This is a genomic window from Pseudomonas sp. NBRC 111143, from assembly GCF_001320965.1.
Taxonomy (GTDB): Bacteria; Pseudomonadota; Gammaproteobacteria; order Pseudomonadales; family Pseudomonadaceae; genus Aquipseudomonas; species Aquipseudomonas machongensis.
The window spans coordinates 50152-64265 of sequence record NZ_BCBT01000002.1 but is presented as its reverse complement, the minus strand read 5'-3'; the positions used below and the strand labels follow the sequence as shown (position 1 = coordinate 64265).

The 14114-nt window shown below is 62.8% G+C and carries 13 protein-coding genes; 7 read left to right on the top strand and 6 right to left on the bottom strand.

Annotation, left to right across the window (positions count from 1 at the left end):
- The first annotated feature begins 190 nt into the window (after positions 1 to 190).
- The 4 genes from APH44_RS01570 (at position 191) to APH44_RS01560 (ending at position 2578) form a co-directional block, all read left to right on the top strand.
- Positions 191 to 595, top strand: coding sequence for a MarR family winged helix-turn-helix transcriptional regulator (locus tag APH44_RS01570; RefSeq protein WP_054890939.1), 405 nt, complete (start codon positions 191 to 193; stop codon positions 593 to 595).
- Positions 596 to 658: 63 nt separating this feature from the next.
- Positions 659 to 1861: an MFS transporter gene (locus tag APH44_RS01565; RefSeq protein ID WP_054890938.1), complete on the top strand. Its 1203-nt coding sequence runs from the start codon at positions 659 to 661 to the stop codon at positions 1859 to 1861.
- On the top strand, positions 1858 to 1980 hold the full coding sequence (locus APH44_RS30280) for a hypothetical protein (protein ID WP_256093865.1): 123 nt from the start codon (positions 1858 to 1860) through the stop codon (positions 1978 to 1980). Before APH44_RS01565 ends, APH44_RS30280 begins: the two co-directional genes overlap by 4 nt.
- Before the next feature lie 46 nt (positions 1981 to 2026).
- Entirely contained in the window at positions 2027 to 2578 is a 552-nt protein-coding gene (locus APH44_RS01560) for a glutathione peroxidase (protein ID WP_054891091.1), read from the top strand.
- 24 nt (positions 2579 to 2602) lie between these two features.
- Here APH44_RS01560 and APH44_RS01555 read toward each other — a convergent pair whose 3' ends face one another.
- Positions 2603 to 2860: a DUF2798 domain-containing protein gene (locus tag APH44_RS01555; RefSeq protein ID WP_054890937.1), complete on the bottom strand. Its 258-nt coding sequence runs from the start codon at positions 2858 to 2860 to the stop codon at positions 2603 to 2605.
- A 118-nt stretch (positions 2861 to 2978) separates the two neighbouring features.
- Here APH44_RS01555 and APH44_RS01550 point away from each other — a divergent pair, with 118 nt between their 5' ends.
- Positions 2979 to 3908 carry a LysR family transcriptional regulator gene (locus APH44_RS01550; RefSeq protein WP_054890936.1) on the top strand — a complete coding sequence of 310 codons (930 nt, stop codon included), beginning with the start codon at positions 2979 to 2981 and terminating at the stop codon, positions 3906 to 3908.
- A 43-nt stretch (positions 3909 to 3951) separates the two neighbouring features.
- Here the strand turns inward: APH44_RS01550 and APH44_RS01545 are convergent, their stop codons facing one another.
- From APH44_RS01545 to APH44_RS01535, 3 genes are all read right to left on the bottom strand, one after another.
- Positions 3952 to 5214: an OmpP1/FadL family transporter gene (locus APH44_RS01545; protein WP_054890935.1), complete on the bottom strand. Its 1263-nt coding sequence runs from the start codon at positions 5212 to 5214 to the stop codon at positions 3952 to 3954.
- Between the two features lie 145 nt (positions 5215 to 5359).
- Positions 5360 to 5842, bottom strand: coding sequence for a hypothetical protein (locus APH44_RS01540; protein ID WP_054890934.1), 483 nt, complete (start codon positions 5840 to 5842; stop codon positions 5360 to 5362).
- Positions 5843 to 6088: 246 nt separating this feature from the next.
- Positions 6089 to 6313: a hypothetical protein gene (locus tag APH44_RS01535; protein WP_054890933.1), complete on the bottom strand. Its 225-nt coding sequence runs from the start codon at positions 6311 to 6313 to the stop codon at positions 6089 to 6091.
- Between the two features lie 956 nt (positions 6314 to 7269).
- Between APH44_RS01535 and APH44_RS01530 the strand changes: the two genes are divergently transcribed.
- Together APH44_RS01530 and rmuC are read left to right on the top strand one after the other, a co-directional pair.
- A complete protein-coding gene (locus APH44_RS01530; protein WP_054890932.1) occupies positions 7270 to 7692 on the top strand; it encodes a tetratricopeptide repeat protein in 423 nt (140 codons plus the stop codon).
- A gap of 168 nt (positions 7693 to 7860) precedes the next feature.
- Positions 7861 to 9234 (top strand): DNA recombination protein RmuC, encoded by a 1374-nt coding sequence (rmuC, locus tag APH44_RS01525; protein ID WP_177339363.1) that lies wholly within the window; start codon positions 7861 to 7863, stop codon positions 9232 to 9234.
- Here rmuC and APH44_RS01520 read toward each other — a convergent pair.
- Together APH44_RS01520 and APH44_RS01515 are read right to left on the bottom strand one after the other, a co-directional pair.
- On the bottom strand, positions 9206 to 12682 hold the full coding sequence (locus tag APH44_RS01520; protein WP_054890930.1) for a NahK/ErcS family hybrid sensor histidine kinase/response regulator: 3477 nt from the start codon (positions 12680 to 12682) through the stop codon (positions 9206 to 9208). The two genes, rmuC and APH44_RS01520, sit on opposite strands and share 29 nt — an antisense overlap.
- Before the next feature lie 113 nt (positions 12683 to 12795).
- Complete coding sequence (locus APH44_RS01515) at positions 12796 to 13980, bottom strand: MFS transporter (RefSeq protein WP_054891090.1); 1185 nt, start codon at positions 13978 to 13980, stop codon at positions 12796 to 12798.
- Positions 13981 to 14114 lie beyond the last annotated feature (134 nt).

The following is a 14114-nucleotide window of genomic DNA, read 5'->3' as shown; positions in this document are numbered from 1 at the left end:
ACGCAATCACATGCGAACACCCTTCGACGCTTGAAAACCTACGGTGCTGGAAAGCCATCGATGAAGGTGCGCCCGATCCGCTGGTACGTCATGCCAGCGAGGCATTCGAACCAATCCGTCGTCGCTTGCAGCCCTGAGCAGGAGCAGAAACTTCTTGCAACATCCAAGGTGCGGGTATATACACGCATTTATGTTGACCAGTGAATGCATCTGCACCCATCTACGTCGTGCCGCCCGTGGGGTGAGCCGACATTACGACGAAGCCTTGGCGGATTTCGGGATCAATGTCGCGCAGTTTTCCCTGCTGCGTCATCTGCAACGGCTTGATCAGCCGAGCATTACCAGCCTGGCTGAGGCCATGGGCCTGGATCGCAGTACCCTGGGCCGCAACCTGCGTGTGCTGGAAGCTGACGGGCTGGTGACGCTCGGCGAAGGCAGTGACCTGCGCAATCGTCTGGTGTGCCTGACCGGGGCAGGCAAGGCCTGCCTGGCTGCCGCGTATCCAGCTTGGGAGCAGGCTCAGCTACAGTTGGTCGAGCATCTGGGCGAGAGTCAGCGCGATGAACTGGTTCGCTTGCTGGAGCGTTTGGCCTGAAATGTGCCCTACAAAGCGGGTATATACCCGCACAAACCTTGCGATGGCTAGGAGATAACAACAATGACTTCTGTTTGGCGAACCAGTGGCTGGGTGCTGCTCGGGGCGGCGCTGATCCTGGCGCTGTCGCTGGGTGTGCGACATGGCTTTGGCCTGTTCCTGGCCCCCATGAGCGCGGATTTTGGCTGGGGGCGCGAAGTCTTCGCCTTCGCCATTGCCCTACAGAACCTGATCTGGGGCTTGGCCCAGCCGTTCGCCGGCGCGCTGGCCGATCGCCTGGGCGCGGCGCGGGTGGTGATCATTGGCGGCATTCTCTACGCTGCCGGCCTGGTACTGATGGGCATGGCCGATTCGATCTGGTCGTTGTCGCTGAGTGCTGGCTTGCTGATCGGCATCGGTCTGTCCGGTACCTCGTTCTCGGTAATCCTCGGTGTGGTTGGCCGTGCGGTGCCGCCGGAGAAACGCAGCATGGCCATGGGTATTGCCAGCGCGGCGGGATCGTTCGGCCAGTTCGCCATGCTGCCGGGTACGCTTGGGCTGATCCAGTGGCTGGGCTGGTCGGCAGCGTTGCTGGTGCTGGGGTTGATGGTGGCGCTGATCGTGCCTTTCGTCGGGCTGCTGCGTGATCGGCCGCTACCCAGTCAAGGCGGCGAGCAGACGCTGGGCCAGGCACTGCGCGAGGCGTGCTCGCACTCCGGTTTCTGGTTGCTGGCCCTGGGCTTTTTCGTCTGTGGCTTCCAGGTGGTGTTCATCGGTGTGCACCTGCCGGCCTACCTGGTCGACCAGCACTTGCCGGCGACCATCGGCACCACGGTGCTGGCACTGGTCGGGTTGTTCAACATTGTCGGCACCTACACCGCCGGCTGGCTGGGCGGGCGCATGTCCAAGCCGCGTCTGCTGACCAGCCTGTATCTGCTGCGGGCGGTGGTGATCGTGCTGTTCCTGTGGGCACCGGTGACCGAATTCAGCGCCTACCTGTTCGGCATCGCCATGGGCCTGTTGTGGTTGTCGACGGTGCCGCTGACCAACGGCACGGTGGCGACCCTGTTCGGGGTGCGTAACCTGTCGATGCTGGGGGGCATCGTGTTCCTGTTCCACCAGCTTGGCGCCTTCCTCGGTGGCTGGCTGGGCGGGGTGGTGTATGACCGCACGGGCAGCTATGACCTGGTCTGGCAGATCTCCATTCTGCTCAGCCTGCTGGCGGCGGCCCTCAATTGGCCGGTGCGCGAACGCCCGGTTGCGCGCCTGCAGGCCACGTCGGCATGAACCGCTCCTTGCTGCGCGGGCTGCTGGTGGCGGGTGCGCTGCTGGTGCTGGCGCTCGCCTGGTGGGGCTGGCATCAGGGCGGACTGGCATTGATGCAGCTGGGCATGGGTGTTTGTTAAGCGCTACCCTGCAAGGCAAGGAATTATCTTGCAGGAGAACAAGAACATGCTTACTCGTTGGTTCGCCGTACCTTTGCTGGCCCTGACAGCCACTGCTTCCAGTTGGGCGGCCGACTGTCCGGCGCTGCTGCAAGGCAGCCTGCCGGAGCTACGCGGCAAGGGCCAGGTCGATCTGTGCCAGCGCTACGCTGGCAAGCCGCTGGTGGTGATCAACACCGCCAGCTACTGCGGCTTCGCGCCGCAGTTCGAGGGTCTGGAGGCTGCCTACAAGGAGTATCACGAGCAGGGGCTGGAAATGCTCGGCGTGCCCTCCAACGACTTCAAGCAGGAAGATGCCGACAGCGAGAAGACCGCCAAGGTCTGCTACGCCAACTACGGTGTCACCTTCACCATGACCAAGACTCAGCCGGTGCGCGGCAAGGATGCGATCCCGCTGTTCGTCGAGCTGGCAAAGCAGAGCAGTGCACCCAAGTGGAATTTCTACAAGTACGTGGTGGACCGGCGAGGCAAGGTGATCGGCAATTTCTCCAGCCTGACCAAGCCGGATGATCCTGCGTTCCGGGCGGCTATCGAGAAGGCCATAGCTTCGCAGCCCTGATGCCGGGCTGTCTCGTGCGGGCGATCAGTGCGGATGCACGGTGATGGCCACCAGGCGCATCACCACGGGCCGCACCATCAGCACGCAGACGAACGCCACCGGCATCGCCAGTTGGTAGGCCTGGAGCACCTTGCGCAAGTAGTCCTGGTCGATGCCGGCCGTGGCAGCGGTGATCACGAAGCACATCAGCATCGCCATGATCGCCGACATGTAGAAAGCGAAGACATAGGGTGTGGCACTGGCGCGGAGCTTGCGACGGCGTGGCTGGGGCAAAGGGGTCATGAGGGCGCCTCTCGGTTGGACATGAGAAGCCCAGGTTAACAATGGTCAGTTGTGCGCTGTAGACCAGCCGGGTTGAGTTCTTTATAAAGAGATTCTTACGAATCCCAAGAGCCCTGCCATGGATCTGCTCAATGCCATCCGCAGTTTCATCAAGGTCGTCGAGGCCGGCAGCATTGCCGGTGCGGCGCGCACACTGGGCCTGAGTGCGGCAGCGGTCAGCCAGAACCTGGCGCGCCTGGAGGCGCACCTGCAGGTCCGGCTGCTGTCGCGCAGCACGCGCAGCATGGCGCTCACGCCTGCTGGCAGCCAGTATTACAGCCGGGTCAAGCATGTAGAACGTGACCTGATCCTGGCCGAACAGGAGGTCACCACTCCCGATACCGAGCCGCAGGGGCGTTTGTGCATTGCCGCCTCATCGGCATTCGGACGCCGCATCCTGGCGCCCCTGATTCCTGCCTTCAGTGCACGTTATCCGCTGCTTTCGATAGAAATGGTTGCGAGTGATCGCCGGGTCAGTCATGCCCGCGAAGATGTCGATGTCAGCCTGCGTATCACCCCGCAGCTGGAAGATCACCTGCTGGCGCGACATATCGCCCGGATTCCGTTCATCTGTTGCGCCTCGCCGGGATATCTGGCCAGGGCTGGCCGACCGACCACGCCCGAGGCGCTGCGTGATCATCGCTGCCTGGTGTTGCGTTATCCGGTCGATGGTCGCCTGCTGCGCTGGGGCTTCGTGCGTGATGGCATGCGCTTCGAGGCGGAGTTCGACAATGTGTTGATCAGCGATGACATCGAGGCCCTGGCGGAAATGGCGCTCAATGATGGTGGGGTGACGCGCCTGGCCGAGTTCCTTGTGCGTCCGCACCTGGACAGCGGTCAGTTGGTGCCGTTGTTCGACTCTGCCCAACCTGGCGAGGCCTATGCGCAGACCGAACCGATGGATGTGTTCCTGTGCGTGGCCGATCGCTTTGCCATGACCACCAAAGTGCGGGTATTCATGGAATACCTGCAGGCGAGCCTTGGCGAGCATTGGCGCGTGCAGGCATGAAAAAACCGCCACGAAGGCGGTTTTTCATGCAGCTTGAACCCACTCAGAAGCGGTAGGTGAGCGACGCTCCGATGCCGTGAGCGCTGTTCTCGTACTTGGCCTGGTAGGTGCCTTTGGTGGCGCTGGCCAGGTTCACCTTGGTGTCCTCTTCCCACAGGTAGGAGTACGCCACGTCGATGGTCACGTCGTCGGTCGGGCTGTAGCCGGCACCCAGGCTGAAGATCTTGCGATCGCCAGTAGGGATGCGCGGAGAGCGGTCGTGGTTGTTGGTTGGCGACTGGTCGACGGTGAAGCCGGTGCGCAAGGTCCACTCCTTGTTCACCTTGTACGAGGCACCGACGGCGTGAGCCCAGGTGTCGTGCCAGTTCTGCTCTTCGCTGATGGTGCCGAACTGGCCGGCCAGCGGTGCAGGGACGTCGTTGGTGACGGTGATGTCCTTCAAACGGCTCCAACGGGTCCAGGTGCTGCCTGCGTACAGTGTCCACTGGTCGTCGAGTTCGTGGGTGACCGAGAAGTCCACCGACTCGGGCGTCTTGATCTTCAGGTCGGCGTCGAATTTGCTGCCGCTGAACGGGCCGATCAACGCGTTGTTGATCTTGGTCTTGCCTTCGAGCTTGTAGTCGACCATCGAGTGGTAGGTCAGGCCGAGGCGGGTGCGGTCGGTGGCCTGGACCAGGATACCGATGTTGTAGCCAACGGCGGTGTCATCACCCTTGATCTTCACTTCGCCATCGTTGCGGCCAGGGGAGCGCGGGTTGATGGTGCTCGAACCCAGCTCGCCCTCGATGCGGTTGATGGTCGGGCCGAAACCGATCGACACCTTGTCGTTGAAGGCGTAGCTGACGGTCGGCTGGAAGGTGACCACTTCGACGTGGCTCTTCTTGCCCCAGTAGCGTGCCGCGTGGTTGCTGCCGTAGTCGGTGACCAGGCCGAAGGGCACGTAGACGCCGAAGCCCAGGCTCCAGTGATCGTCGATTGGCTTGACATAGTAGCCCATGGGCACGCCTACGAACGGCACCATGTCACCGTCCATTTTCCCGCCCAGGTTGCTGCCGCGGCCGGAAATGTCGGTCTTGGCGATGACGGCCGCGCCGCCTACGGTGATCTGTTCGCGCTTGAGGCGCGACATGCCGGCAGGGTTTCCGTAAATGGTGCTGGCATCGTCGGCAGAGGAAGAACGACCCGCAAAACCTGTCCCCATGCCACTGACGCTCTGTTCGTTGAGGGCGAAGCCGCTGGCGAACAGTTGGCTGGAAGCGAGCGCGATAGCGACGCCGAGAGAGGTTTTGAGCATGACTGTTTTCATTATTAGAACTCCTTGGGATCTCCGGGGCGAAAAGCTACCAACAAATCACGCACTACGCCATAGCCTGTATCGGCGGAGATAGAGCGGTTTTGTAGGACAATCCGACCAAAATTCCCTTTTTTCCGGTTTGCTTGTAGGACGGTTCTTAAGATGCCTGGGACATTATCGGATTTACCCAGCAGTGCCAGGCCTGGGTGAAGTCGCGGAGGCGTCCCTGGGGGTGGAAGGTCTGTCGCCAGATTCGTGCGAGCCCTAGAAGATCGTCGGGGGCGGGTAGAGGCGTGGCCTGTTCTTCGATGAGCATCCAGGCGATGGCGGTGGCATAGCGCAGGTTGACCGTCAGCTCCAGGTGCGGGCCGCCAAGGAAGGCATGCTGACTGGCAAGCCCGCGGACCAGGCTTGCCAGCTCGGGATCGCGGGCCAGGTAATCGTCCCAGAGGGTTTGATGGCGCGTCTCGCCGATCCTGTACAAGCCGTGACCGCGACGGTCATGCAGGGCTGCTCCAAGGCTGGACTGGCTAGCTGCAACGCCCAGCAGCAAGGCTTCGGCGCTCGCGCTATGGCGATCCAGATAGATCAGCGTGGGGCGGATCACATATTGATTCAACTCGTTCGCAGCGATACCCATGATGCCCTCGAACTGTCAGGGGCCGACGGGCGCTGGAGCTTGGCAGCTAATGGATGATCAGGCCCGCCGGAAGCGGCTCGCACCGCTCGAGTTGAAGTGTAGTGTGATAATCATGGTGTAAAGGGCTGTTTTTAAATCGATTGCTGCCGCAGCGTCTCTGCCATATGCCTTGTGGCAATTAAGCAAAGAGCGTTTCGGGCAGCAATCAAGGGCGGTCATTCATGGGGTGAATCCTCACCCATTCATTCATGCGACCAACGACTGGCGGGTGCGATCGATCACCGCCTGCAGCGGCTCTGCGTGGGTGTATTGCTCTGGATACAGGCGCTCGGTGTGGCAGGCCACGCCGTGTTCGTCGACCAGGGTGAAGCTGAAGCTGCCCTTGCGAGGGGCAACGATGAGGCACTTCAGTGGGGCGAAGGCCTGAGAAAGCGTGCCGAAGGCGCGCTGGATCTGATGGTGATTAGTCATTTTTTTAGATTTCCTGCTCAAGACACGGGATTCGATCCGTGCACAATAGAAACGTTCCGGTGACGCCTTTATTAAGGGAGGCGAAAAACCTGACCGGAACAGAGCAGCCAGAGGTAGCGCAAGCACAAGTAAGGCGCCGGGCTGACTGGTAGGTACTTCGGAAGGCGGGCAGCATCCCACGGACCAGGTTCGAGGCCACTGGGTGAAGATCCCGATCAATTTGTCATTAGGTGATTCGTGCTGGAGCGGCTGTTGCCGTCGAGGGAATCATCGAGTGGGCCGGTCCTGGTTTCAGCGGTGCTACCCGGGGAGGGTGGCCATTCGCAAGGACGTTGCGGCCAGAATTGACGTTCAGCTTGGTACTAACGGCGGCCACACTACTGGAAGGTTTGCGGCATGGCAAGCGTTTTTTGATTTTTCTTCAGCGAAGCCGATCATTATCTCTGTTTGCAGGTCATCTGTGAAGAAGTGAATTGCGGCGAAACGGCGCTGTTTTCCCGCCGTGGTGCAAGCCCGCGCACTTTGTTGGCGCACTTGTGCACACTTGGAGCATGACTTGTAACTGTTCTGCAACGTCTTCGCCGGGCGCCGCCAATGACTTGACTGAGCCCTTAAGTCAATGAAAAAAAACACTTATTTAGGCTGGTGAAAAAATCGTCAGTTTGACTGTAAGCCCCATTCCACAGGGGTTTGCGGGCGCCAAGGGGGGGTTGTCCACCGAGTTATCCACAGGTTCTGTGGATTGTCCCTAGGGCTTGCTCTAGGACGGGCGTGCCAGCTGTTTTCGGAAGGGTCCGACACCTAGCCATGGAAAATACTTACCGCCTTTCTCTGGGGTGAAAACGTCAAGAAAAGAACCATGAAATATTTTTTTCCGACGCCCCAATGTTGCCCCGGGCCTTTGTCAAAAAAATCGAGTAGAGTGGCGCGCCTCTCGAATCACCATCGCTGTTGTCATGAAGTTTCGTGGTAAATCCCCCGCCGGTTCCCCCGCCATTGCGCCGTTGGTTTCTCCCAAGCGCTTTTCCCTGAAAGTTGCCCTGTGGCTGCTCGACAACCCGCGCCTGGCTGACAAGCGCAGCGTCAAGCACCTCGCTGGGCGCATGCTCAAGCAACCCGCCCGGCAGGGCGTGGTGGTAGCGCAGAGTCGCCTGGGGCAGATGCTCTGCCGTGATTGTGGCACTGCGCGGGATCGGCGTATCGGCCATGAGCTGCTGCGCCAGGCCGCCCGCGCCGGTGACAGTCGGGCTCAGCTCGAATATGGCCGGTTGTGCCAGGCGCAGGATCCCGAGCAAGCGCGGTACTGGCTGGAGCTGGCGGCGGGGCAGGGTTCGCAGGAGGCGCGGCGGTTGCTTGGCCTGCTGCCTTCGGTGCAATAGCAGCGGCAAAAAACCTGTAAGCTGCGCACAATCTAAGCGTTGACCGGAGCAAGCATGGCAGTGGACCTGGCCAGTATTCTATTGGGCATCGTGGCTGCCGCGGTGCCGTGCCTGGGGTGGGTGTTGCAGGTCCAGCGTCGGCTCGCCGCCCGCCAAACCGAAACCGGCCTGATGCAGGAACGCCTGAGTGCCGCGCAGTTGGCCCAGGCTGGCCTGCAGGCGCAGCTCGAAGCCTGCCGCGACGAGATCAGCGACCTCAGCGAAGCCAACAGCCACAAACAGGCGACGCTTGCCGCGCAGAATCGCGAGCTGGAACTGTTGCAGATCGAGCGCGACAACGCGCGCGATGCCGCCCATGCCTGGAACCTGGAGCGCGCTACCCGCGAAGCCGAACTGCGTCGCCTGGAGGCTCAGGTTGCGCGGCTGGACGCCGAACTGCGCGAGCAGCAGGAAAGCCACGCCCAGCGCCTGGACGACTTGCAGGAAGCCCGCGATACGCTACGTGCCCAGTTCGCCGAGATGGCCACCAAGATTTTCGACGAGCGCGAGCAGCGCTTCGCCCAGACCAGTCAACAGCACCTGGGACAATTGCTCGATCCGCTCAAGGAGCGCATCCAGGCCTTCGAAAAGCGTGTGGAAGAGAGCTACCAGCAGGAGGCCCGCGAGCGCTTCTCGCTGGGCAAGGAGCTTGAGCGCCTGCAGCAACTCAACCTGCGTCTGTCTGATGAGGCCACCAATCTCACCCAGGCGCTCAAGGGCCAGAAGACCCAGGGCAACTGGGGCGAGTTGATTCTCGAGCGGGTACTGGAGCATGCGGGCCTTGAGAAAGGCCGCGAGTACCAGACCCAGGTCAGCCTGAAGAGCGCCGATGGCGAGCGTTTCCAGCCCGATGTGCTGATCATGCTGCCGGGGGACAAGCAGGTGGTGGTCGATGCCAAGGTCAGCCTCACCGCCTATCAACAGTTCGTCTCCGGCAATGACGAGGCGGCGCTCAAACAGCACGTGCAGTCCTTGCGCAGTCACGTCAAAGGCCTCTCCAGCAAGGATTACAGCCGGCTGGATGGCTTGCACAGCCTGGATTTCGTATTGCTGTTCGTACCCATCGAAGCGGCCTTCTCGGCAGCGCTGCAAGCGGAGCCGGGCCTGTTCCAGGAAGCCTTCGACCGACAGATCGTCATTGTCAGCCCCACCACCTTGCTCGCGACCCTGAGGGTCATCGACAGCCTGTGGAAGCAGGAGCGTCAGGGCCAGAACGCCCGCGAGATCGCCGAGCGTGCGGGTTGGCTGTACGACAAGTTCGTGCTGTTCATCCAGGACCTGGACGAGCTCGGTGCGCGCCTGCAGCAGGTCGACAAGGCCTACGCCGCAGCGCGCAACAAACTGTGCGAAGGGCGCGGCAATCTGATCAGCCGCAGCGAGCAGCTCAAGCTGCTGGGCGCGCGCGCCAGCAAGAGCTTGCCTGCCGACCTGCTGGAGCGTGCGCTGTCGGATGAGGCGCTGGCCGATGCAACGCTTACTGAACCAGGCTCAGATGCCGATTGAGCAACGCACGCAGGGCGGCGGGCTTGACCGGCTTGGCCAGGTAGTCCAGCCCTGCAGCATGCACCTGGGCGATGGTTTCGTTGCGCCCGTCGGCACTGATCACCACGCCTGGAACGGGTTCGCCCAGGCGCGTGCGTAGCCAGGCCATCAGGCCAGTACCGGTTTCGCCGTCGTCCAAGTGGTAGTCCACCAGCGCCAGGTGCGGGCGCATGCCCTTCAATAGCAGCGCCTCGCACTCGGCCTGGTTGCGTGCGGTCCAGACCTGGCAGCCCCAGCGCCCGAGCAGGCTGTTCATGCCGATCAGGATGCTGTCTTCGTTGTCCACGCACAGCACCTGCAGCCCGGCGAGCGGTTGCCCGCCCGGTTCCACGGGCGCTGCGGGCGCTGCCACCGGATGCCTGGCGATCGGCACGCTGACCCGGAACACGCTGCCCTTGCCTGGCCATGAGCGCACTTCCAGTCGATGCCCGAGCACCCGGCACAGGCCATCGGCGATTGCCAGGCCCAGGCCCAGGCCTTTTTCGGCGCGGGTCTGATGGCTGTCCAGGCGTTTGAACTCCTGGAAGATCACCTGCAGTTTGTCGTCGGCGATGCCCGGACCGCGGTCCCAGACCTCCAGCCAAAGGTGCTCGCCTTCGCGTCGAGCGCCCAGCAGGATCGGGCTCTTGCCGTAACGCAGGGCATTGGTGAGGAAGTTCTGCAGCACCCGGCGCAACAGTTTCATGTCGCTGGCGACTTGCAGCCGGCTGCCGCGCAGGCGGAATTCCAGGCCTTTCTCGGCCGCCAGTACCTTGAACTCGGCGCCCAGGGTGTCGAACAGTTCGTTGAGCGCGAAGGGTTTGATGTCGGGGGTGACCTTGCCGTTCTCCAGGCGCGAGATGTCCAGCAGGTCGCTGATCAATTCCTCTGCCGAGCGCAGCGAGCTGTCCATGTGCTGCACCAGTTGCTGGGCCTCTTCACTCAGGCCCTCGGCCTGTTGTGACAGGGCGGCGGAGAACAGCCGCGCGGCATTCAGCGGTTGCATCAGGTCGTGGCTGACGGCAGCGAGGAAGCGGGTCTTGGACTGGCTGACCGCCTCGGCATGGCTCTTGGCTTCCGACAACGCCTGGTTCAGTTGCGACAGCTCGTGGGTGCGTTCGGCCACGCGCTGCTCCAGGCCCTCGTTGGCGTCCTTGAGCGCCTGTTCGGCTTCGCGGAACGGGGTGATGTCGGTAAAGCTCATGACGAAGCCACCGCCGGGCATGGGGTTGCCGATCAGTTCGATCACCCGTCCGTTGGGGAACAACCGTTCCGAGGTGTGCGCCCGGCCCTGGCGCATCCAGTGGAGGCGCCTCGCCACGTGCACCTGCGCCTCGCCCGGGCCGCACAGGCCGCGCTCGGCGTTGTAGCGGATGATGTCGGCGATCGGTCGGCCGACACTGATCAGCCCGTCGGGGTAATTGAACAGTTCGAGATATCGACGGTTCCAGGCCACCAGATGCAGGTTCTGGTCGACCACACTGATGCCCTGGTTGATGTTCTCGATGGCGCCTTGCAGCAGGGCGCGGTTGAATTGCAAAACCTCGCTGGCTTCGTCGGCGATACGCACCACGTCTTCGAGCTGCATGTCGCGGCCTTCGATGGCGGCCTTGACCACCGCACGGGTGGAGGAGGTGCCGAGCACGCCAGCGAGCAGACGCTCGGTGTGTTCGATCCAGTCGCCGTCGGCGTTCTGGTTGGGGTTGAAGCCCTTGCCCTGGCGGTAGGCGAAGCGGATGAAGCTCTGCCGCGCGCGTTCCTCGCCGACGAAACGCGCGGCAAGGTTGAGCAGATCGTCGATCTGCACGGCCAGCAGGGGGCGGCTGCTGGGGCGGGCGCTGGTTTGCTGGCCGATGAAGCGCCCGGCCTGCCAGTGCTCGGAAACCCGGGTGCGCGACAGAATCGAGACCCAGGCAAAGAGCATGAAGTTGCCCGCCAGCGACAGCACCACCCCTTGTGTCAGCGGGGTGATCGGCAGGTCCAACGGGTTGCCGTGCAGCCAGGCAAGGCCGGGGAACAACTGCAGTGACCAGCCCAGGCTATGGGCGGCGATCGGCAGCACCAGGGTGTAGAACCACAGGAAGATGCCCGCAGCGAGGCCGGCGAACACGCCGCGGCGGTTGGCCTGCTTCCAGTACAGGGCGCCGAGCATCGCCGGGGTCAGCTGGGTGACTGCGGCGAAGGCGATCTGGCCGATGGTCGCAAGGCTGGCGGTGGAGCCGAGCAGGCGATAGCTGACGTAGGCCAGCAGCAGGATGACCACGATGGCCACCCGGCGCACCGAGAGCATCCAGTGGCGGAACGCCTCGAACGGGCGCTCGGCGTTGGTGCGTCGCAGCAGCCAGGGCAGCAGCATGTCGTTGGAGACCATGGTCGACAGCGCCACCGCCTCGACGATCACCATGCCGGTAGCGGCCGAAGCGCCGCCGATGAAAGCCAGCAGGGCCAGGCTCGGGTGGGCTTCGGCCAGCGGCAGGCTGATGACGAAGGAGTCGGAAATCACCGTGCCCGGCAGCAGCATCTGCCCGGCCAGGGCGATCGGCACCACGAACAGTGCCGCCAGCACCAGGTACAGCGGGAACACCCAGCGGGCCAGGCGCATGTCCTGAGGCTCGATGTTCTCGACCACGGTGACGTGGAACTGCCGCGGCAGGCAGATGATCGCCATCATCGCCACGGCGGTCTGCACCACCATCGATGGCCAGTTGATCGTCTCCTGCCAATAGCTTTCCAGGTGCATCGACTGGCGCGCCTGGCTGAACAGGTCGTCGAAGCCGTCATACAGGTTGAACACCACGAAGGCGCCCACGGCAAGAAACGCCAGCAGCTTGATCAGGGACTCGAAGGCGATGGCCAGCACCATCCCGCGATGGTGCTCGGTGACATCCAGGCTGCGCGTGCCGAAGACGATGGCGAACAGCGCCAGCACTAGCGACACCACCAGCGCCGTGTCCTGCACCCGGGTGCCGGTAGCGTCGGGAGTGGCCCCGATCAGCAAGTTGACGCCGAGCACGATGCCCTTGAGCTGCAGGGCGATGTAAGGCAGCACGCCGACCAGACAGATCAGTGCAACCACCACCGCGAGCGTCTGCGACTTGCCGTAGCGGGCGGCAATGAAGTCGGCGATCGAGGTGATGTTCTGCTGCTTGCTGATCAGCACCATCTTCTGCAGCACCCAGGGTGCGAAGATCAGCAGCAGCACCGGGCCCAGGTAGATCGGCAGGAACGCCCAGAGTTGCTCGGCCGCCTGGCCGACGGCGCCGAAGAAGGTCCAGCTGGTGCAGTACACCGCCAGCGACAGGCTGTACACCCAGGCGCGCAGGCGCGGCGGCAACGGCGTGCTGCGACGGTCGCCGTAGAAGGCGATGGCGAACATGACGGCCATATAGGCCAGGGCGACCACGGCGATCAGCCCGCTGGACAACGACATGCAAACTCCGGAGCAAAAATGAAAACGCGGTCCCGATCAATCAGTCTGGCACGCGGGCGCGGGTTCGTCAGCGCAGACGATGGTCGCAGTGGCAGGTGGTCGCAGGGGGCGCTCTAGACCTTCGCCCCCCGCGTCCCCAGGTAATAGAACAGTGCTGCCAGCACCACCGACAGCACCAGCAGGTAGAACACTGCCACCGGCACTACATACCCCAGGGCAAACCCGACCAGTACCGGCCCCAGTGCCGCGCCGAGGTTGGAGAGGTTCTGCGCGCCATAGTAGACGCCGCGCAGATGCTCCGGTGCGATCAGGTCGATGAACATGTACTCCGCCGGGATCACGATGATCTCGCCGAGGGTGAACACCAGCATTGCCAGGCACCAGCCCAGCACCGAGCCTGCCAGCGAGAAGCCCAGTAGCCCGGCGATGAACAGCGCCATCCCGGCCATCAGCCAGGGCATCAGGTACTGACGGCTGATGCGTCTGCCGATCAGGTATTGCAGGGCGATCACCGTCACGGCGTTGGTCGTCACCAGCACCCCGACCAACCGCGCCGCTTCGCTGGCGTGGGCCGTCACCACCAGGTATTGCGACAGGTAGGCGGTGAACTGGCCGAACACCACTGCACTGAGGGCGCCGCCCAGGGTGAAGCACACCAGGCGCCGGTCACGCGCCAGCCCGATAGCCACTTGCATGAAGCCGGCGCCGGGCAGTTGCGGCTCGCTGGGGCGTAACTGCCGATCGCCCAGACGCTGGTAGACCAGGCACATGAGCAGGCCGATCAGCGCCGAGACCAGGAACGGCAGATGGCCATCGAGCTCGATCAGCGCCACCCCCAGCAGCGGGCCGACGGCATAGCCGATGTTGCTGAGGGTGTACTTGATGGCGAACACCTCGGCGCGCTCCTCCACCGGCAGCAGGGCGCAGAATCCGGCCTTGCTGGCGATGTCGACCACCGCCAGGGCGAGGTTGATCAGCACCAGGCACAGGAAGAACAGCGCCACCGAGGGGCTGAACATGGCGACGGCGAACGACAGCGTGAACACCAGGGTTGCGACGATGATCACCGTATGGTTGCGCAGCGTGTCGACCAGATGACCGCCATACAGGCTCAACAACGAGGCGACGATCAGTGCCCCGCCGATCAGCAGGCCGATATGGCTGACCGACATCTGGAAGCTGTCCGACAGATAGACGACCAGATAGGGGAGGGTGATTGCGCGCGCCAGGGTCAGCACGAAGGTGGTGAGTAGCAGCAGGCGGACAGCGGAGGGGTAGCGTTTGAGTGCGGCGAGCATTGCCACGTCCTTGTTGTTGGAGTTGTCGCAGGCAGCAAGCATAAGCCACCGGCTCTGGCTTACGCTATATCTGCAAAATAGATAACAGATAGAGAAAATAACCGTTATATGGATATTCTTTGCAGGCATAAGAT